The organism is Parasedimentitalea denitrificans, from assembly GCF_011813015.1.
Lineage (GTDB): Bacteria > Pseudomonadota > Alphaproteobacteria > Rhodobacterales > Rhodobacteraceae > Parasedimentitalea > Parasedimentitalea denitrificans.
The window spans coordinates 349,671-368,177 of sequence record NZ_QHLQ01000002.1 but is presented as its reverse complement, the minus strand read 5'-3'; the positions used below and the strand labels follow the sequence as shown (position 1 = coordinate 368,177).

Genomic DNA, 18,507 nt, shown 5'->3' with positions numbered 1-18,507 from the left:
GCATGTCCGCTCAACCCATGCGACAGGTGATGACAGCAGGATCGCGACTTGGTAACTACGTTTCATTAATTGGAACGGATGGAGTAACTCCTGTGATTGGCACGAAGATCATCAGTTCAGTGAAAGCACTTGCCCGTTACGAAAGCTTCCGTGAAGCGGCTCAAGCTGTGGGGGCCTCACCTGCAAGTTTTTCCCGTTACATCACTCAGGCCGAAGAATATGCAGGGAATATTTTATTCGAGCGCCGCCGGAATGGTGCGCAGGTAACTTCAGCGGGGCAACAGTTTTTAAACCTGCTTGATGCTCTGGAAGATGCCAGTAGCATTTTTGAACAGGGCGTAGAGCAGCTAAAGTCAACTGGTACGCCGACCCTGAACATTGGTTGCGGTCCATTGACCACACGCACCCTGATTAACCCTCTGATAGAACAACTTTTGCAGGAAATGCCGGAACTGCGCATTCGGATCATGGTCAGTGCCACCAAGGAACCGCTCGAGGCCTTGCGACGAGGGACGCTGGATGTGGCAATTTGTGATTTGACCCACACTCCTGATCTTAGCGATTTGGATATTCAAGTTATTGAGAAAAGACCGGTTTCTTTTTGGGCCCGCCCACAACACCCCATACATAGTGATGCACCTGTTCACTTGGCGGATATCTTCCGCGAACACCTGATCGCTCCGAAATTTCATAAACACTGGAAATCCGCCATCGCTGAGGTCCTTGGGGGTGACCGCACGGCTTGGCAAATGGTGGAGCTAATCCCGAAAATAGAATGTGATGACTATGGCCTTTTGGCTGATTTGGCTTCGAAAAAAGACTTGATCTTCGGAGGGAGGGCCGATGCCGTCGCACAACATGCCGCGCTTGGTTTGCTGAAGGAAATTCAAACCAAACAAGTGCTCAACTGGAACATCTGTGCTGCGCGCCGCAAAAAGGTTTCCTTTCCTGCGCTTGATGTTCTTTGGGAAGTGCTGACCTGTCGTTTTGCCGAGTAGAACCAGTCTTTGTCATCAGTTCGACACATCTGCTTAATGTCCGCTGTGTTGTGATAACCCACGGGGCGCAAATTGGCCGCTAAAGTCAGATTTGCACATTTGGAGAAGCAACCTTTGTCACAATGGTCTGGAAACGGCCATTAAACGGGTTTGTGACGAATGTCGGCTCAGGGTCGTTCGCTACATTTATGGACGCGTGAAGTGACCTAATTGCTGCACAATTTACATTTCGACCAGAAGGCCGTGTACCGACATTCGCTGCGATCCACACGCTTGATAAACGTTGTTAAAATGGAACCTCAAGCATCCATCGTGTGTTTGGTATGGGCTAGCTTTGTGGTCGCTGGAGACGGCGCGCAACGGCGACAACAAAGCGATAGGACGCTTCGGAAATCAGCATCGACAGGGCAGTCGACCGCGCGGGGTATTGGTTGATCGGGTGGTTCATTTTCTTGTGTCTCCTGGCTGCGGGATGATAATTGATTGATAGTTTCCGTTAGCCTCTTCTGGACATTTTCCACAAACGATGTTTTTTATGTCTGTGGGTTAGTTTTTCTTAATCGTCGCGTTTCCGGAGGTTTGTATGCGTCGCCTACCGCCGCTTAAGTCATTGCAAGCCTTCGAAGTTGCTGCAAGATGGTTGAGTTTTTCTAAGGCTGCTGAGGAGCTGTTCGTAACACCTGCCGCGGTCAGCCAGCAAATCAAGCAATTGGAGAGCTATCTCGGCGTCGTCCTCTTTCGTCGTATGACACGGGCGGTTCAATTGACCGAAGAGGCTAGGGCGGTCTTGCCATTGGTCACAGAAGGGTTTGACAAGCTAGCAGAAGCAGTTGACCGGCTGGCTCAGAACGAGGCGTCAGGCCTTTTGACCGTCAGTTGTGTCCCCACCTTCGCAGTCAAATGGTTGCTGCCACGATTACCTCATTTCTCCAATCTTTATCCTGATATCGATGTGCGGTTGGATGCATCCCTGGAAACCCGGGATTTTGATCGTGACGGTATCGACGTTGGCATTCGCCTCGGGATGGGGGATTACCCCGGACTGGAGGTAACGCGTATTCTTGGGGAGGAAGTTAGCCCGGCTTGTAGTCCGAAAATTCTGAATGGTAATAGCCCCTTGCGAACCCCGGACGACTTGAAGCATCACCGTCTGATCCACGTAGATTGGGGTAAGATGACGATACAAATACCGGATTGGAACATGTGGACCAAGGCAGCCGGTGTCGAAGGTGTCAAAGTGAACCACGGCCCCCGTTTTACGATCGAAAGCATGGCAATCGAAGCGGCAATAAACGGGGATGGTATTGCCTTGATCAGCCATTCTGCGATTGCCGAAGAATTGAAGGCGGGCCGATTGATCAGGCCTTTTGATCTTACCTTGCGGACGGATATGGGCTATTGGTTAGTCTGCCCAGTGGGACGCAGGCGCCAAATGAAAGTAAATGTATTCTGCGAATGGCTGCTGGCTGAAGCTGAAAGCAACAGGACGGGAATTGCTTAGGGACAAATTCTGAACAAACCCAGATGGAAACGAGCAGAGTTGATGAAGCTGCAAGGATCGAACAAGGTCCGGACTTGGCGTTTACATCAAAATAGGTGATGCGCAGGGCCATCCAAACCTGCGGTTGGACGCAATCTGATGGAGTCCGGTCAGGTTTGAAGCTTCAGTTTCACTGATCCCTGTGGCGGTCTGGAGGGCCCGCTAAGCCGCTGCAGACTCCGTGAGCAACGATGGTCACTTCACCAATAGGCAAGCCCATCTGCATCGACAACTCGACGTTGACACAGTTGTCTATCACGGGCAGGGGAGAGCGGTGCACATTGAGCTCGGGTCGACCCCAAAACTAAGCCAATAACCGCAGTCTGGCTATGAAATTCTGTTCAGCTGACGGCACTAGTTTTCGATACGATCCGAGATTTCCTTGCATGCGATTTCCATGGCGGGTCGAAGCGTATCCAAAGATGGCCGAGTGTATCTCTGCCCGGTTATCGATAGGGGCGTATGGTTTAGCAGCCGACCAACGATCTCTTCCAGAACCCCAGCCTCCATCGCGACTGTCGCAAATGTCCTACGATGCATGTGCGGGTTGAATTTGATCCTTTCCGGCTTCGTGATGTGCCCTGCCACCGACTTTGGAGACGGAAACACCCATTGACGGCTGAGAGGGCGCAGCGGTGCCAGGATCTCATGGTGTACCTGCAGGATAGGCAGATCAAAACTCCGGCCGTTCTTCGTCATCGGCAAGTGGATCCGATCTTCCTGGACTTGTTTCCATTGAAGAGTAAGTGCCTCGGTCTTTCTGAGACCTGTAAACAGGAGAAATTCAAAGAATACGCGATGAATTGGGTTGCTCAGATCGTCGATTGTTTGCCGCTACTCCTTCAAATCCCCAATGATCCGGCCATCCGGTGTTTCTTCAAACCACTCGATAGCCATCGTAGGGCACTCAGCCAGATCGTAGGTCCGGCGTGCATGGTTGTAGATTGTCCGGAAACTGCGCAGAACATGATTGGCACCAGATGGTGTCTTGGCCATGTCCTGGTGGCGACGCACCAACATCGCCTTGCTGATCTCGTCTAGAGGCAACCGCATCCAATCCTTGAGGTGTCGTTCCAGTTGGGCACGTGTTCCGCTCTTGTGGTTCTCTGAGCGAAGTTTTGGGCGCGCAAGATACAGCTCCATCGCAGCCTCAAGAGTAGGTGCTCCGATTTGCGCCACTTTCCCAGCGCCTCTGCCCATCTCCAGAGCAAACCCAAGGGCTGTCTGCCGCGCAGCTTGCGCCGAGATGATCGGGAACCGGCCGATCAAGATGCGCTTGGTCTGACCGCCAACATCTTTCTGGAAATACCAAGCCTTTAACTTCGGCATCCCAGTATTTGTCCGTACTGGAATTTGCATGAGGTAATTTCTTGGCAAATGTCTCTGTGAGCTTCGGCATAACTTTGTCGGCCTTTTGTAGGTAGCAGTACGCAACTGGGTGCTACTCTATGCAACCAGATGCGATACAAAAGTCAACAAAAAGAAAGACTAAGAGGCTCAGTGATACGCCACGAAACTCAGGAGCTTTGTTTGGAAGGCTGAGGTCTTATCATTACACAACGCCCACTCTACATTTTCAGGATCTATTTTATTGACTTTAGGAGGTCAAGAGGACTTTCACTGCAAAATGATTGCAGTATCGAACGACTGCGAAAGCATGGCATCCGTCGGGTATTGTGCAACTGGCTTGGATATCAATGTTTGGCCTGGCTAGTAAGTTGCACCATGTCAGTCGCTAGGTCTTTGGCGATCTGCCCGCAGGGATTTTGGTTGTTTTCCCATCGGTCACTCTTCAGTAGTTACGATGAGCGTGAAAACCCCTCTTAGTAAATTGCCCTATCGGGACCAATAAGCGCTGACGTCAGGCAGGACGTGTCGGAAGCTCGCGAAACCAAAAAATTCCAACACCTGCTCTCATTGCAACGCCTTACGCAGAGCCGCTCCGCTCGCGTCGTCAGATCCGTGAAGCTGAAACACATTTTCCAAGTCGAAACCAACCGTGACAATCTCCGACATGACCACTCTCCCCAGTGAAACGTCGCTGCCCCACCTTGGTACATCAATACCGTCGGGGGGCATATCACCAAAGTCGAGTTACCGCGGCAAGTCCTTTGAAATTTCGGCCTCTACCGGAAAGAGATGATACTTGAACCGGCCAGCAACATAGCCCCATATTCCTTGCGGGGCGACAATCATTGCCGCGATGGCCACAAGGCCAAAGGTGATGATGTACCATGTTCCAAAGTCAGACAGGTATTCACGTAGTGTGAAATACACCAGAGCCCCGACAATCGGACCTTCGATTGTCCCGATACCGCCGATGATCACCACGAAAATGATGAGAGCGGACCATTTCACCGAAAAGGCGGCATTGGCGCCCACAAACATGGTGTTGAGATAAAGGATCGCACCTGCACAACCGGTGATGAAAGAGGCCAGAACAAACACCATGAACTTGGTGCCCCAAACATTGACGCCGGCGCTTTCTGCGCTGGCTTCGTTGTCCCGTACGGTGCGAACCGCCAGACCAAAGCGTGAGCGTAACAGTAGGTAGATTAACAAGGTCGATCCCAGAGCCAGAGCCAGAGCCAGCCAATAGGTTGTGTTAAGGCGGACATCGCGTGGGATGCCGCGCAGAACCCGAGCCAAAGTCAGACCACTGGCGCCACCGAAGTACTGCGTGTTGATAAAGAATATCCGAAACAGCTCGGCCAGAACCCATGTGCCAATGGCAAAATAGGGACCTCTTAGCCGAAACAGGGCAAGCGCCGCAAAAGCCCCGATCACAGCAGCGACTATGCCCCCCACGAGGACCGAGCTGAATGGGTTCAACCCCATCTTCAATGCCACGGCGAACATCCCATATGCCCCGATGCCGATGAACGCCTGTTGTCCGACCGAAACAAATCCAGTGTAGCCCGCCAACAGGTTCCAGGCCTGCGCCAGAGCGATCATTGTAAAAACCTCGACCAACAGCCGCAGGCTTCCGGGTCCAATAGCGACCGGCGCTAAGGCCAGAACAATCGCGGCCAAAGCAATAGCAACCAGTCCGGATTTGGGAGTCTTTACCCGCCAGACCGCGCTTTGGGTTAGGGCATCATACATGGGAATCTCCCTTAGAAAGCAAGCCCGACGGCTTTAGAAACAGGAATAGGAAGAACACTAAATGCCCGGCAAACGCGCCCCAGCCAGAGTGGATAGAGAACCCGATGACCTGCGCAATCCCAAGTGTCAGCCCCCCTAGTAAGGTGCCCCAGATCGACCCCATTCCGCCGATAATCACCGCCTCAAAGGCAAACAATAACTGATCGCCGCCGGTGAGCGGACTAAACGAGGATTTGATGCCGTACAGAGCACCCGAAATACCGATAATGGCCATCGAAATACCCATGCCAAGGCAGTACACCTTTTTGGTATCTACACCCATCAGTCCCGAAACCTCTGGATCGTCCACTGTGGCGCGCACGATGCGCCCAAAGGTGGTTTTGCGCATAAGCCAGCTCACAAGTGCGTAAACCAGAACTGCTACGATCAGGATCGACAAAGCAAACCAGCCTATCCGAATGTCGCCGATGGCAAGGCTGGCCACTTCGACCGGACCTGCATCAAGGCTTCTGAAGTCGGCTGAAAAGATCTCTTGTAGTGCATTGTGCAACACAATCGACAGGCCAAAGGTGATTAGCAACGGCGACAGCTCTCCGCCATCTACGGCCCTGTTCAGAATGGTTTTTTGCAATCCCCAGCCCAGAACGAACATCAACGGCATAATCAAAGCGATGGCGACGATCGGGTTTATCCCAAAGAGCCCGGTGATCACCACGCCAAGATAGGCCGCAACCACCAGAAAATCACCATGTGCAATGTTCACGATGCGCATAATGCCAAAGCTCAGGGACAACCCAAGCCCGGACAGCGCAAAGAAGCCCCCGAGCAGGAGGCCCTGCACCAACATGTCAATCAATCCGGTCATTTGTCTGTCCCAAAGTAAGCATGTGCAATTTCCGCTCTATTTGCGGTCTCTTTGGTACCCTGCAAAACGATCAACCCGTCCCGCATGCACATGAACTCATCACAGTTGGCGATAGCCTGCTGGATATCCTGTTCAACAATAATCAGGCTGACCCCGGCATCTGAAACCACCTGAAGGGTTTTATAGATGTCCTGAACGATGATTGGCGCCAGTCCCAGAGACAGTTCGTCACACAGCAGGACCTGCGGGTTCGACATCAGCGCACGGCCAACGGCGACCATCTGTTGCTGCCCTCCGGACAGCATTGTCCCAAGGTGATTGCGCCGCTCTTTCAAGATCGGAAACAGCTCGTACACCTTGTCCAGTTCCCATGGGCCATTGCGTCCCGAACAGCGCCCCATCAGAATGTTTTCCTCAACCGTGAGCGACGGAAACAACCGACGCCCTTCGGGCACCATTGTGATGCCCAGTGACGCGATCTGATGAGAACTCAGGGATGAGATGTCTTGCCCTTCGTAAGTAACACTGCCATCGCTGACCTTATTGAGGCCGGTAAGGGTGCGCAGCAGTGTGGTTTTTCCCGCACCGTTGGCACCGATCAGGGCCAGCGTTTTACCTTTGCTCAGCGACAGGCTGACCCCAAACAAAGCTGTGATCGGGCCGTAACCGGATTTGATATTTTCGACCTCAAGCAGCGTCATCAATATCGACCCCCATGTAAATCTCATGCACCTCAGGCAGGGCCATGACTTCTTTGGGGTTTCCGTCCGCGATTTTGCGTCCAAAATTGATGACGATCAGCCGGTCGACAAAAGATGTCAGCGCATGAACGATGTGCTCGATCCAGACGATTGACACGCCTGAGTCCCGGATTTGGTTCAGAATATCGATCAGCTCGTGGATTTCATGATCGGTCAGCCCGCCACCTATTTCGTCAAGCAGCAGCATCTTGGGATTGGTTGCCAGCGCACGGGTCAACTCCATCCGTTTTCGGTCCAACAGGGTAAGTGACGAACAGGGTTCGTTTAGGTGCCGGAGAAGCCCGGTCCGCTCAACCGCCTGGGCAGCAAAATCACTGGCGGCTTGCCCTGACAGCCCAGCACCAAAACTGGCCGCGACATGAGCGCTTTCAAAGACAGTCATGCCGTGAAACGGACGCGGGACCTGAAACGTCCGGCCCAGCCCTGCCTTGCAACGCTCAAATGGAGGTCTGCGGGTCACGTCCTGACCACAAAACCGGATCTCTCCGCTGTCGGCTGCGACCTGTCCCGCAATGACCGAAAACAACGATGTCTTTCCCGCCCCGTTTGGACCAATGATACCCAGCGTTTCCCCCTGGGCGATTTCAAGCGTCATATCGTCGACAACACGCAAGGCCCCATAGGCCTTGGTCAAATTCTTCAGTTCAAGCATTTCCCTACCCCCGAAATTATCTGCGCCCTCCGCATTTGGGCGGGCGCAGAAATGGTCGTCTCTTACAGGTCGCCCAAAAGGACCACGCTTGCCTCAACAGGGATTTCAGGTGCGGAAGCGTTGTTGGTGATCAGCAATTGGTACTGATGATCGCCACCCAAGCGCCATTGGCCACCAACAACTTTGGTCTTGGCAACGTTCTTGATCGGTGTGTCTGCCCAGTTGACGTTCCCAACAATGGTATCGAAATTTCCACTCGCCAGAACATCACGCACGGCTTCTTTATCATGCGGGTCACCAGCGCGTTTCAGCGCCTCGATCCCGATTTCCCAGATCGCGTGCGAATAACCCAACGGCTGTGTCCACTGGCGGCCTGTATCGGTTTCATACTGCCCAGCCAGCTCTGCAGCGCTTTGCCCGGTCAACGATGAACTGTAAGGAAAGCCCGGTGTCCACCAGACTTCTGTGGTTAGGCCGTCACCGCGATCACCCTGCGCCTCAAGCCCGGACGGGAACAGCAAAGCTGCTGCCATGGTCACAACTTTTGGCTCCAGTTCCTGCTGGGCCGCCTGGGTCCAGAAGGTTGAAAAATCAGGTACGTGCGAATGCCCGGCAATGATCTCGACCCCTTCGGTTTTGAACTTGGAGATCTGCGGTGAGAAGTCTGCAATGCCCTCTTGGAAATGGCCCGAGTTCACATGCCCAAAGCCTAGCTGCCCCAGCGCTGCGGGAATGCCAAAATCTGCGCTTCCAAACGCCTCGCCACCCGGATCGGCCGAATAAATCGCGCCCACTGTCTTGTTGGTGTCAACCGATGTCCAGATATCCTGATAGGCCGCAATCACGTCTTCCAAACCCCAGAAGAAATGATAGCTCCACTCAAATCCAACCGCAGGATCGCCGCCGCGCGGGAACATCCACGCCTGCCATGGCATCATGGTTGAAATTGCAGGCACGCCGTTCAGTTCTGCCTGATCTGCGGCGGTGATGGAGCTAAGACTGTCCTGAATGAGCAAGAGGTCGATATCGTCGTCATAAATCAGCTGAGCTGCCAGATTGCCGGCCCGGTCAGTGCTGGACTGGCTGTCTTTTGAGATGATCTCGACATCGTAATGTTCTCCGCTGATCTCCAACCCGTTTTCCAGCAACGATTGCATTGTCGCCAGCACAAATGGATCAGTTTCAGAGAACTCGGCGTGCGAGCCCGTCAGTGGGCTGATGTAACCAATTTTGATTGTATCTGGCCACGCGCCTGCTGCACCCAGACCAAGGGTAAGTGCCGCCGCCGATGTTAGAAGCGCAAGCCTTGATGTGCCTTTACTTAAACTCATGTCATTCTCCCTTTGTTGCGTTTGGGACGTTTGGCCGTTTCCATCTGACACACATGCTTTTGCTGTTTCTGCCGACAGCAATTGATGTCCCAAATTCTCATCTATTGTGGGGCTCAGGTTAGGAAGGATAATCCGCGGTCTCTTGACTGCTGTTGCCACGTTATTGACCAGCATCGCCAATTGCCGCCGAAATGCCCGAGATTTCCAATTCACCGTATTTCTTGACTAAATTTGGGATCTGTTGTTACGGTTTTCGTAAATTCGGGGGTGGTATTGGTATTGAGTACGTTGGATGCGACGCAAAACTTGCAGATAGATCACGTTATGGATCGCCCCGTTTTTTCCGACGGAAGAGCGAGGCTTGAGAGTTGGCGCAAGCAAATTCAGCTCATCTGTGGCGGCTTTGAGACAAAGTCTCAGGATAACGTTTCGGACTTCATGGGATGCATCTCACTGGAAAAACTTTCCAGTTTGGAATTTGCCTCAATCCGGACAAACGCCCACTCGCTTCGTAAGCTGCCTAAGCACATCAAATCGGAAGACCCATCAGATTTTTTCCTGATTTATCAAAACTCTGGCCGATCAGTTTTGTCGCAGCAGGACAAACAGGCATTGCTAAATCCTGGAGATTTCGCTCTGATTGACTCTCGGTATCAGTCCGAATTCACATATCTGGAGGCGACCCAGCATTACTCGTTCCACATACCCTGCGATATTTTGGAACCACGCCTAAAATTTGGCTCGGCCCGGGTCTGCGAAACCCTTTCCTCGCAATCCCCGGTTGGAAAAGTGTTGGCCGGTTTTCTACACCAGATGTCGCCCAGCCACCGCTTATTTGGCGACCACGAAAGCCAGGCAATGGAAGAGGCAATGGTGACTTTGCTGGCGCCCATGGCAGATGATTCTGAACGGACCGGCGGGAACATCGGGGATTTTTCGCGGGTCGCGACCTTTATTGATCAGCACCTAAAGAATGAAATGGCACCAGAGGACATTGCTGTGGCGGTCGGCATGTCGGTTCGTTCACTTTACCGGTTGTTTGAGGGCCGCAAGGGAACACTGGGTACCTATATTCGCGAACAACGCCTTCAGAAATGCGCCCGCCAACTGCGCGCCCCCCAACACCAACACGAAAATATTACCAGCATCGCGTTCCGCTGGGGGTTCGGTGACGCCGCTCACTTTTCGCGCGCCTTTAAGGTAAAATATGGTATGTCGCCGCGCGCGTATCGACAACAGAACTAATACAGTCTTGGGGCAAGTCCGGCATTGCCGATCAATTAACAGGCAGTGCCAGTCAAGAAACGTGGACGTCAGCGCAGTTATCGTCTTTTGAAAGTTTAATTTCCAGACGAGGCTTGCGACATGGGTATACTTGAAAACAAGGTCTGTATTGTGACCGGTGGCGCAGGCAGCATCGGGCTTGCAACCGCAAAGCTCTTTGCATCCGAGGGTGCCAAAGTCATGCTGGCCGACCTCGCAGATCATGCCCCCGAGGGGCTGTCGGGTGAAAATTTCGCCTATATTAAAACCGACGTGACAGATGCCAAGGCCGTAGCCCATTTGATATCGCAAACCGTTGATCGTTGGGGTGAAATTGATGTCGTCTTTAGTAACGCTGGCAATTTTGGCGTTGTCGCCCCAATCGACCAATACCCCGAAGAGATATTTTCTTCGGTCTATGATGTCCACGTAAAAGGCGCGTTTTTGATTTGCAAACATGCGGTCCCCCATATTCGCGACGGCGGTAGTATTGTCATTACATCCAGCGTCGCAGGCACCCGCGGAGACCCCGGCGTATATGGCTACATCACTGCAAAGCATGCACAAATCGGATTGATGCGCTGTCTCGCCAAGGAACTGGCTCCTCGCAATATCCGGGTCAACACCATTCATCCAGGGGCTATCGACAACGCGTTTCAAAAAGCCGTGGAAGACGACTTGAGCGATTTGCTTCAGTCTGATGGAGGCGCCTTTTTTGATGCCCAAACCCCGTTGGGACGTCATGGTAGAGCAGATGAAATTGCCCGTTCCGTCCTGTACCTTGCCTCGGACCAGTCAAGTTACACCACCGGCACAACCCTCATGGTTGACGGCGGAATGAGCACGTGAGCTTCAGCCATGTGCCCGGGCTGTTTGTGGGGGGCACGTGTCACCCTTTGCGGTAAACCGAGCGGCTTTGCTTAGCCAGAAAATTAAAGCGTTAAACCTACCGTCTGGATCATTGCAGACACTCCGTGATGCACCGACTGCGTCGGGGCAGTTACATCATCTGGGCCTGACGGATCGTAGGAAACCGCAACGCTGTCCGCAAATTTGGTGGCAGTTGAGGAGCTGTTGTCCACGAGCCAGTTCGACACTGCTATATACTGAAGCGCGTTTTGCGTGTTCGGCGCAAATTGAATGAGTTGGAAAGTAGTTATTTCGCTGTAAACTAGTTTCCCTCCCCCAGCCCAGTGAGGAACCGCTTTGTAAAAACAGACAAACTGAGGTCGATGACCGCTTCGGGCTGAAAGAGGGAGTTCGCTGAGCTGAGACCCAGTGGCGGCTGTGCGCAGATAGTAACATTTTACAAAGTCGGCCGTATCAGTCTTACTGGACTAACAAGACCGGTTCAAAGCGGAATTTTACGACGACTAAAGCCAATCGCGCTGTCAGTGGAATCCATTTTCCACTCATCCGGCGGATGCAAGATCACTCGACCTAAAGAGATACTGTTAGCGGTTATCAAAAGAGGATGTCCGACTGTCTCAGTTCTGAGACAGAATTGGTTCCCGCAGTTTGCTTATATAATCTCTTTCTCATAGGCTGCATCAATCCACTTTGTCGAAAGCTCATGACCAAAACTGTCGCCCACATCGAAAAAGTTCTGGAGGTCGCGAATTCCACCTCTGCCGCAGCTCTCTCAAGGCTGGCTGCAAGCTGGCGCCGTTCCGCGGAAAGGCACGGTCTCGATCCGGGCGAGCACCGAGGACCCAGGCGACTGGAGGGTACCCACCTGTGTGAGCGCCTCGGCGCCTTCGAAAAACTCATGACTGTAGCCGCGCCTAGATTGGACAACTTATATTCTCTCGTCGGCCAATCGGGATGTGCGGTTCTACTTACTGATGATGATGGGGTGGTTCTGGATCAGCGAATTTCCGCAGCGGACACTGCTGTTTTTGAGGCTTGGGGCTTGTGTGTCGGCGCTGACTGGAGCGAACGGCACGAGGGTACCAACGGCATTGGGACATGTCTGGCTGAGCAAAGGAGGGTCATCATCCACCGAGATGAACATTTCTACGCCCGCAACACGGCGATGAGCTGCATTGATGCGCCCATTTATGGCGCAGAAGGCCAGATCATGGCGGCGCTGGACGTGTCCTCGGCGCGGGCCGATCAAACAGAAGCCTTCAATCGCCTGATTGGGGCGCAGGTTGCCCAAACCGCGCGCGCTATCGAAGAAGCAAATTTTCGAGCGGCCTTTGAAAAGGCCCGCATTGTTGTAGCCGAAAGCGACGATGCCGAGGCTGCTACACTTCTTGCCGTCGATGACCATGATCTGATCATTGGTGCGACGCGCGAAGCTCGACGCGTTTTCGGCTTTGACCCTTTGGGCGCATTGGCCCCACGCCCGGCAAATGATGTGTTGGGCCGCGCGGACGGGCCAACCGGATTTGAAAAGGCCGAACGGGCCGCGGTTATTCGCGCACTGACGCGCGCGGGCGGTAATGTCTCCGAAGCTGCCCGCCAACTCGGCATTGGGCGCGCGACACTTTACCGCCGTATGAAACGGTTGGGATTGGATCAAACCTAATCGCTTCTGTCTCAGCCCTGAGACACTTCTGCAAAACGCCATGGCCCGGCCCGCAGACAGCGCTCCTTCTGCAAGCCACGCTCCTTAGCAATTCCGGAGGAGGTCCGGTTTTGGAGGAGATACCAAATGAACGACATGACCCACACTGAGGCAGGCACCTATGTTTCGCCTTTTAAACCCCGCTATGACAATTTCATCGGAGGGAAATTCACGCCACCTGTGAATGGCCGCTATTTCACCAACGTCACGCCAATCACCGGTGAAGCGATCACTGAATGTGCTCGTTCCGATGAGGCTGATGTTGAATTGGCGTTGGACGCCGCCCACGCAGCCAAGGAAAGCTGGGGCCGAACACCGGCCGCCGAGCGTTCAAATACCCTATTGAAAATTGCTGATGCAATCGAAGCAAACCTCGAGCGTCTTGCTCTGGCTGAAACTTGGGACAACGGCAAACCCATTCGTGAAACCATGGCCGCAGATATTCCGCTGTCCGCCGACCACTTCCGCTATTTCGCAGGTGTGTTGCGTGGTCAAGAAGGTAATATGAGTGAGATCGATGCGGACACAGTCGCCTACCACTTCCATGAACCTCTGGGCGTAGTAGGACAGATCATCCCGTGGAATTTTTCGATCCTGATGGCGGCCTGGAAACTTGCCCCGGCTCTCGCGGCGGGCAACTGCATTGTGCTTAAACCCGCCGAGCAGACACCTGCGGCCATCATGATCCTTGCTGAGATCATGGCGGAGTTCCTGCCTGCAGGTGTGTTAAATATCGTCAACGGCTACGGGCTGGAAGTGGGCTCGCCTCTTGCCCGCTCTTCGCGCATCGCAAAGATCGCGTTCACAGGCTCCACAGCGACTGGGCGTAAAATCATGGAAGCGGCAACCGCAAATCTGATTCCTGTGACACTGGAGCTTGGCGGCAAAAGTCCGAACATCTTCTTTAGTGACGTGATGGCCAAAGATGACGCGTTTCTCGACAAAGCAGTGGAAGGGTTTGTGCTTTTTGCCTTCAATCAGGGCGAAGTCTGCACCTGTCCCAGCCGCGCACTGATTCAGGAAGACATTTATGAGGAGTTCATCAAACGCGCCATCGCCCGCGTTAAAGCAATCAAACAGGGGGATCCGCGCAATCCCGACACCATGGTGGGTGCACAGGCCTCTGTCGAACAACAGGAAAAAATCCTTTCCTATCTGACAATTGGTGTCGAGGAGGGTGCTAAGGTGCTGACCGGTGGCGGCGCAGCCAAGTTCAACGGTGAACTGGCGGGGGGCAACTACATTCAGCCCACCATCCTGAAAGGCCACAACAAGATGCGTGTCTTCCAGGAAGAGATTTTTGGCCCGGTTGTTTCGGTGACAACTTTCAAGGACGAGGCCGAAGCATTGGCGATCGCCAACGACAGTATGTATGGGCTCGGCGCAGGTGTCTGGTCACGTGATGCAAACACCTGCTACCGCTTTGGGCGTGCGATTGAGGCAGGCCGCGTCTGGGTCAACAATTACCATGCCTACCCCGCCCATGCGGCGTTCGGTGGCTACAAACAGTCGGGCATCGGACGGGAAAACCACAAGATGATGCTGGACCACTATCAGCAGACCAAGAACATCTTGATGAGCTACAACCCCAACAAACTGGGCTTTTTCTAAATCAAAACGCGGGTGCCAAAAGGCGCCCGCATATTTCTGATGTTTGCAGTGAATAACAGCCAAACGCACAGAGCAGACGATGGCGTGGATTGCAGTGCATAACAGAAATTCTGCCTAACCTGCAGGGGCTTCCTAGCGACTTTCTAGCAAAGCAGAGGTTTGGTTTGGGCTGGGATCGGCCATTAGACGAGATCAATACCAACGGAAGCAATGCGCAGTTAACGCCCTTTGCAACGTCGGGTTCACTTTAAGCCGAAGTCGAGTAATCACCGCCCTAAGCCGACCTTCGCCTTGCCTCGGAGACGTTGCGCTGCAGAAAAAATAAACCGCCGTTGGGAACTGATACAACGAAGTCGCCAGCCTGATTGAAGCGGGGGCTTCAATTACCGCCTGGTCTATTGAAATTATTGGACAGTGAGAGGAGTCACAGCCAGAATCCGTCTGTCAGCGCTCATGACATATCGGATTTCATAGCTACCCGGTTTGTTGGGGGCGGCGACCGTCAACGGAGATCCTTTCTTTGTGTATGCGTATGTTGTGTAGTTTTCACCAGGCTCACCAATTGCGATTAAATCGCCTCGATAATCGGGGCCGGTCCAGGTTACTTCAATCTTGTCGCCGACGGATGTGCTTGCCGGTGCTGACAACGTGGCTGATACTTCCGTCACGGTGATGTTAGATGTCGCAAGTGACTTATGCGCAGCCCCGGCCAGATATTTCACAACGTAGTTACCGGGGAATGCAGGAAGAGTAAGATCGAGCGGTGTGCCGCCCTTGGTGTAGCTGTAGTTCAGGTAGCTGCGATCTGGTTCACCGGGTTTGCTGACGACAATGATGTCGCCTCTGTAGTCCGGGCCTAACCAATCAATTTGTATGATGCTGCCTGCAGATGCAGTCTGTGGGGCTTTCAGGTTGGCGGTAATCGCGGTCACTTCGATTTCCGTTGTCGCCTGCACCACACGATCTTGTCCAAGAATATAGCGGATTTCATATTGCCCTGTTTCCAGCGGGAGGGTCAGATCAAGCGGGCTGCCTTCCTTAGTATAGGTGTAGGTGAGGTATTTCCGGTTGTCGGCGCCGAGTTCGGCCACCGCAATGATGTCACTGCGATAGTCCGGACCAACCCAATCGACTTGCACATCGCTTCCTGCTGGCGCGGACGCCGGTCCGCTCACTGAATACTGCAAGCCTGAAACAGTTACCGGCACACGGGCCAGCATCCGGTTTTTCTGGCTCATTCGGTAGACAATATCATAGTTGCCGGGATCAGTTGGTAGCATGAGCTCTGCAGGTGATCCATGCCTAGTGTAGACGTAGTTGATCAGTTGGTCCGTTCCCGGTGCGGTGACAGCAATAATATCACTTTGATAATCGGGGCCGACCCAGTCGACAAATACAGTGGCACCGGCAGGCAAGGCCTCAGGCGGCGTAACCGAGGCCTCAACCGGGGTGACTGAGATTTTCTGAGTGGCCAGCACCTTGCGATGGTCACTTGAGACATACCGCATTTCGTATTCCCCTTCAACCGAAGGCATCACCAGATCTAGAAGCGGGCCGTTTTTTGTATAGGCATAGTTGATCCAGGGTGAGGAGGCTTCCGGATCGGCGACAGAAATCAGATCTCCCTTTTGATCTGGACCAGACCAACGCACCTGTACCGTGGACCCGGCAATCGCAGTCGCAGGTCCCTCAATCGTAGCCGGAGGGCGAAGTTCAGGCAGCTCCAGCACAATCTGCTTGTCCACTGATCCTATGCCAAACCGCTGCTCATCAAAGGCTTCGTCGGCAATCCGCAGAACAGAGATCACGTATTCACCGCGCTCCACTTCGACCCTGATGTCAGAAACAGCCTGATTTTCGAGAATTACACCGTCGAGCGAGGTCAGGTTCCAGATCAAACCGTCGGTGATGCGCGGGCCATTTCGCCCATCGATAGCATAGGCCTGCAGGCTGACAGGATTAGGTTCTGGTTCTGGAGCTGGCACCGGTGTAGCTATCACTGCTAACGCGTTGCTTAACTCGGCTGCAGTATCTGCAGTTCTGAATGTGCCGCCCGTTTCTTCGGCCATACAGCGCATCTGGGCAATTGCCTCGGGGTCTCCGATATTGAAGCCCACAACATGGGCGGTGAAATCTACACCCGCTTCTTCCAACGCGCGTGCCGCGGCGCAAGGGTCTGGATTGCAGGTCTCAATCCCGTCAGAGACTAGGATAACAGTGGCTGTTTCCTCAGTATAACGCAGAGCCTCGGCGGCGGCGATCACCGCATCCGTCATCGGCGTTTTCCCTTTGGGTTTGATCGAGTTCACAGCCTCGACAATAGCCCCATGCTGACCAGCCTCAGGGGTGATGATAGTCTCGATGTCGCTGCAATCTCCCTTGCGGCGGTGACCATAGACCGTCAGCCCCAGTTTTTGATTCTCGGGCAATGATTGGAGTAAGTCGCCCACTACGTCCTGTGCAATTGAAATCTTAGCTGTGCCGTCGATCTGCCCCCACATTGAACCAGAGCCATCAAGCACTAAAATAGCCCGTGACTGCTCTTGTGCGAAACTGGTGGACGATAAGACGACGAACAAGGCGGTGCAGACGGTAAGAAATAATCTAGTCATATCGTCAGTCCCTTTGCATAGCAACATGAGGTAATTTTAGTCGGATTTATCGTGGCTTTGTGTAAGTGCGCGTCACACTGTGGCCGTCTTGAATTGGCAAAGCACAAACTTCCGCCCCAGCCCGCCATCATATTTTGGGCGCTAATACTTGCAGACCAGCGACACGTGCTCTGGTCTGCAATCAAATAGATGGCCTTTCTTCTAATTCAAACCAGTTCAGTTTCTAAGGTAAGAATTGCAACGCATGAAATGCCCGAGGAGGCTGCGCGATGACCACTCACACCGGCTATTTATTGATCGCAGATATTTCAGGCTACACCCAGTTCCTGACCTCGTCCGAACTTGAGCACGCCAACCCCAACCCTGCAATCTCCGCTAAGTGCCATGGTCGAACAGGTTGGTGAACCGATATATTTTTGAAGACGGATGGTAACGGGGTACTAGCTTATTCGACACAGCAGGGGTATCCGACCGGCGAGGCCTTTCTTGTCACATGTGAGAACCTCTACAATGCATTCGTGACCCGTCGGTAGAACATCATCGCCAGCACTGCTGTCTCTCTCGGGCAGGGAGGGCAGTGCCCATTGAGCTCAGGTCGCCCCCCAAACTTAGCTAGCAACCGCAGTCCGGTTCTGAAGTATTATTCAGCTGACGGCGCTAGTTTTCGATACGATCCGAGATTTCCTTGCATGCGATTTCCATGGCGGGCCGAAGTGCATCCAAAGATGGCCGGGTATATCTCTGCCCATTTATCGACAGCGGCGTATGGTTCAGCAACCGACCGACGACCTCTTCCAGAACTCCAGCTTCCATGGCAACCGTCGCAAATGTCCTGCGATGCATGTGAGGGTTGAATTTGATCCTTTCCGGTTTTGTGATGTGCCCTGCCACCGATTTTGGAGACGGAAACACCCATTGACGGCTGAGAGGGCGCAGCGGTGCCAGGATCTCATGGTGTGCCTGCCGGATAGGTAAATCAAAACTCCGGCCGTTTTTCGTCATCGGCAAGTGAATCTGATCTTCCTGGATTTGCCTCAATTGAAGAGTAAGTGCCTCGGTTCTTCTAAGACCAATAAACAGGAGTAGTTCAAAGAACACGCGATGAATTGGATTGGTCAGAAGATATCATCACGTCGGATCGATGCGCTTCGGGTTGCTCCACGGCTTCATCGACTGTGTACATAATTTCAAAATCTG

Annotated in this window: 13 protein-coding genes and 2 pseudogenes; 7 read left to right on the top strand and 8 right to left on the bottom strand. The window is 53.3% G+C overall.

Translation table 11 applies throughout. The features are described 5' to 3' along the window. Positions 1-29 precede the first annotated feature (29 nt). Together DL239_RS04400 and DL239_RS04395 are read left to right on the top strand one after the other, a co-directional pair. Positions 30-998, top strand: a complete 969-nt coding sequence (locus DL239_RS04400) for a LysR family transcriptional regulator (protein WP_206188331.1) — start codon at positions 30-32, stop codon at positions 996-998. 583 nt (positions 999-1,581) lie between these two features. Then, complete coding sequence (locus DL239_RS04395; protein WP_167682676.1) at positions 1,582-2,499, top strand: transcriptional regulator GcvA; 918 nt, start codon at positions 1,582-1,584, stop codon at positions 2,497-2,499. A 393-nt stretch (positions 2,500-2,892) separates the two neighbouring features. On the opposite strand, the pseudogene DL239_RS04390 reads toward DL239_RS04395, so the two are convergent. The 6 genes and pseudogenes from DL239_RS04390 to DL239_RS04365 form a co-directional block, all read right to left on the bottom strand. Further along, positions 2,893-3,937, bottom strand: a pseudogene (locus DL239_RS04390) (tyrosine-type recombinase/integrase). A gap of 695 nt (positions 3,938-4,632) precedes the next feature. Further along, positions 4,633-5,643 (bottom strand): branched-chain amino acid ABC transporter permease, encoded by a 1,011-nt coding sequence (locus DL239_RS04385; RefSeq protein WP_167682674.1) that lies wholly within the window; start codon positions 5,641-5,643, stop codon positions 4,633-4,635. Then, on the bottom strand, positions 5,636-6,508 hold the full coding sequence (locus DL239_RS04380) for a branched-chain amino acid ABC transporter permease (protein ID WP_167682672.1): 873 nt from the start codon (positions 6,506-6,508) through the stop codon (positions 5,636-5,638). The genes DL239_RS04385 and DL239_RS04380 overlap by 8 nt, the downstream gene beginning before the upstream one ends. Then, entirely contained in the window at positions 6,505-7,209 is a 705-nt protein-coding gene (locus DL239_RS04375) for an ABC transporter ATP-binding protein (protein WP_167682670.1), read from the bottom strand. Before DL239_RS04375 ends, DL239_RS04380 begins: the two co-directional genes overlap by 4 nt. Beyond that, the gene (locus DL239_RS04370; protein WP_167682668.1) at positions 7,196-7,921 is read right to left on the bottom strand and encodes an ABC transporter ATP-binding protein; all 726 of its coding nucleotides are present in this window, start codon (positions 7,919-7,921) and stop codon (positions 7,196-7,198) included. Before DL239_RS04370 ends, DL239_RS04375 begins: the two co-directional genes overlap by 14 nt. Positions 7,922-7,983: 62 nt before the next feature. Further along, positions 7,984-9,252 (bottom strand): ABC transporter substrate-binding protein, encoded by a 1,269-nt coding sequence (locus DL239_RS04365; protein WP_167682666.1) that lies wholly within the window; start codon positions 9,250-9,252, stop codon positions 7,984-7,986. 324 nt (positions 9,253-9,576) lie between these two features. Here DL239_RS04365 and feaR point away from each other — a divergent pair, with 324 nt between their 5' ends. From feaR to adh, 4 genes are all read left to right on the top strand, one after another. Beyond that, on the top strand, positions 9,577-10,497 hold the full coding sequence (feaR, locus tag DL239_RS04360; RefSeq protein WP_167682664.1) for a transcriptional regulator FeaR: 921 nt from the start codon (positions 9,577-9,579) through the stop codon (positions 10,495-10,497). A 120-nt stretch (positions 10,498-10,617) separates the two neighbouring features. Further along, complete coding sequence (locus tag DL239_RS04355) at positions 10,618-11,364, top strand: SDR family NAD(P)-dependent oxidoreductase (protein ID WP_167682662.1); 747 nt, start codon at positions 10,618-10,620, stop codon at positions 11,362-11,364. Between the two features lie 724 nt (positions 11,365-12,088). Further along, on the top strand, positions 12,089-13,048 hold the full coding sequence (locus DL239_RS04345; RefSeq protein ID WP_167682658.1) for a helix-turn-helix domain-containing protein: 960 nt from the start codon (positions 12,089-12,091) through the stop codon (positions 13,046-13,048). A 126-nt stretch (positions 13,049-13,174) separates the two neighbouring features. After that, the gene (adh, locus tag DL239_RS04340; RefSeq protein WP_167682656.1) at positions 13,175-14,698 is read left to right on the top strand and encodes an aldehyde dehydrogenase; all 1,524 of its coding nucleotides are present in this window, start codon (positions 13,175-13,177) and stop codon (positions 14,696-14,698) included. 404 nt (positions 14,699-15,102) lie between these two features. Here adh and DL239_RS04335 read toward each other — a convergent pair whose 3' ends face one another. Beyond that, positions 15,103-17,310 (bottom strand): vWA domain-containing protein, encoded by a 2,208-nt coding sequence (locus tag DL239_RS04335; RefSeq protein WP_167682654.1) that lies wholly within the window; start codon positions 17,308-17,310, stop codon positions 15,103-15,105. A gap of 269 nt (positions 17,311-17,579) precedes the next feature. Between DL239_RS04335 and DL239_RS21790 the strand changes: the two genes are divergently transcribed. Continuing rightward, positions 17,580-17,714 (top strand): hypothetical protein, encoded by a 135-nt coding sequence (locus DL239_RS21790; RefSeq protein ID WP_255456223.1) that lies wholly within the window; start codon positions 17,580-17,582, stop codon positions 17,712-17,714. A gap of 253 nt (positions 17,715-17,967) precedes the next feature. Here the strand turns inward: DL239_RS21790 and DL239_RS04330 are convergent. After that, positions 17,968-18,429, bottom strand: a pseudogene (locus tag DL239_RS04330) (tyrosine-type recombinase/integrase); the annotation flags it as partial. Between the last annotated feature and the right edge of the window lie 78 nt (positions 18,430-18,507).

Coding starts and splice junctions, on each gene's coding strand:
- DL239_RS04395 (WP_167682676.1), top strand. CDS start 1,582: ATGCGTCGCCTACCGCCGCTTAAGTCATTGCAAGCCTTCGAAGTTGCT.
- DL239_RS04375 (WP_167682670.1), bottom strand. CDS start 7,209: ATGACGCTGCTTGAGGTCGAAAATATCAAATCCGGTTACGGCCCGATC.
- DL239_RS04365 (WP_167682666.1), bottom strand. CDS start 9,252: ATGAGTTTAAGTAAAGGCACATCAAGGCTTGCGCTTCTAACATCGGCG.
- DL239_RS04380 (WP_167682672.1), bottom strand. CDS start 6,508: ATGACCGGATTGATTGACATGTTGGTGCAGGGCCTCCTGCTCGGGGGC.
- DL239_RS21790 (WP_255456223.1), top strand. CDS start 17,580: ATGACCACTCACACCGGCTATTTATTGATCGCAGATATTTCAGGCTAC.
- feaR (WP_167682664.1), top strand. CDS start 9,577: ATGGATCGCCCCGTTTTTTCCGACGGAAGAGCGAGGCTTGAGAGTTGG.
- adh (WP_167682656.1), top strand. CDS start 13,175: ATGAACGACATGACCCACACTGAGGCAGGCACCTATGTTTCGCCTTTT.
- DL239_RS04345 (WP_167682658.1), top strand. CDS start 12,089: ATGACCAAAACTGTCGCCCACATCGAAAAAGTTCTGGAGGTCGCGAAT.
- DL239_RS04385 (WP_167682674.1), bottom strand. CDS start 5,643: ATGTATGATGCCCTAACCCAAAGCGCGGTCTGGCGGGTAAAGACTCCC.
- DL239_RS04335 (WP_167682654.1), bottom strand. CDS start 17,310: ATGACTAGATTATTTCTTACCGTCTGCACCGCCTTGTTCGTCGTCTTA.
- DL239_RS04400 (WP_206188331.1), top strand. CDS start 30: ATGACAGCAGGATCGCGACTTGGTAACTACGTTTCATTAATTGGAACG.
- DL239_RS04370 (WP_167682668.1), bottom strand. CDS start 7,921: ATGCTTGAACTGAAGAATTTGACCAAGGCCTATGGGGCCTTGCGTGTT.
- DL239_RS04355 (WP_167682662.1), top strand. CDS start 10,618: ATGGGTATACTTGAAAACAAGGTCTGTATTGTGACCGGTGGCGCAGGC.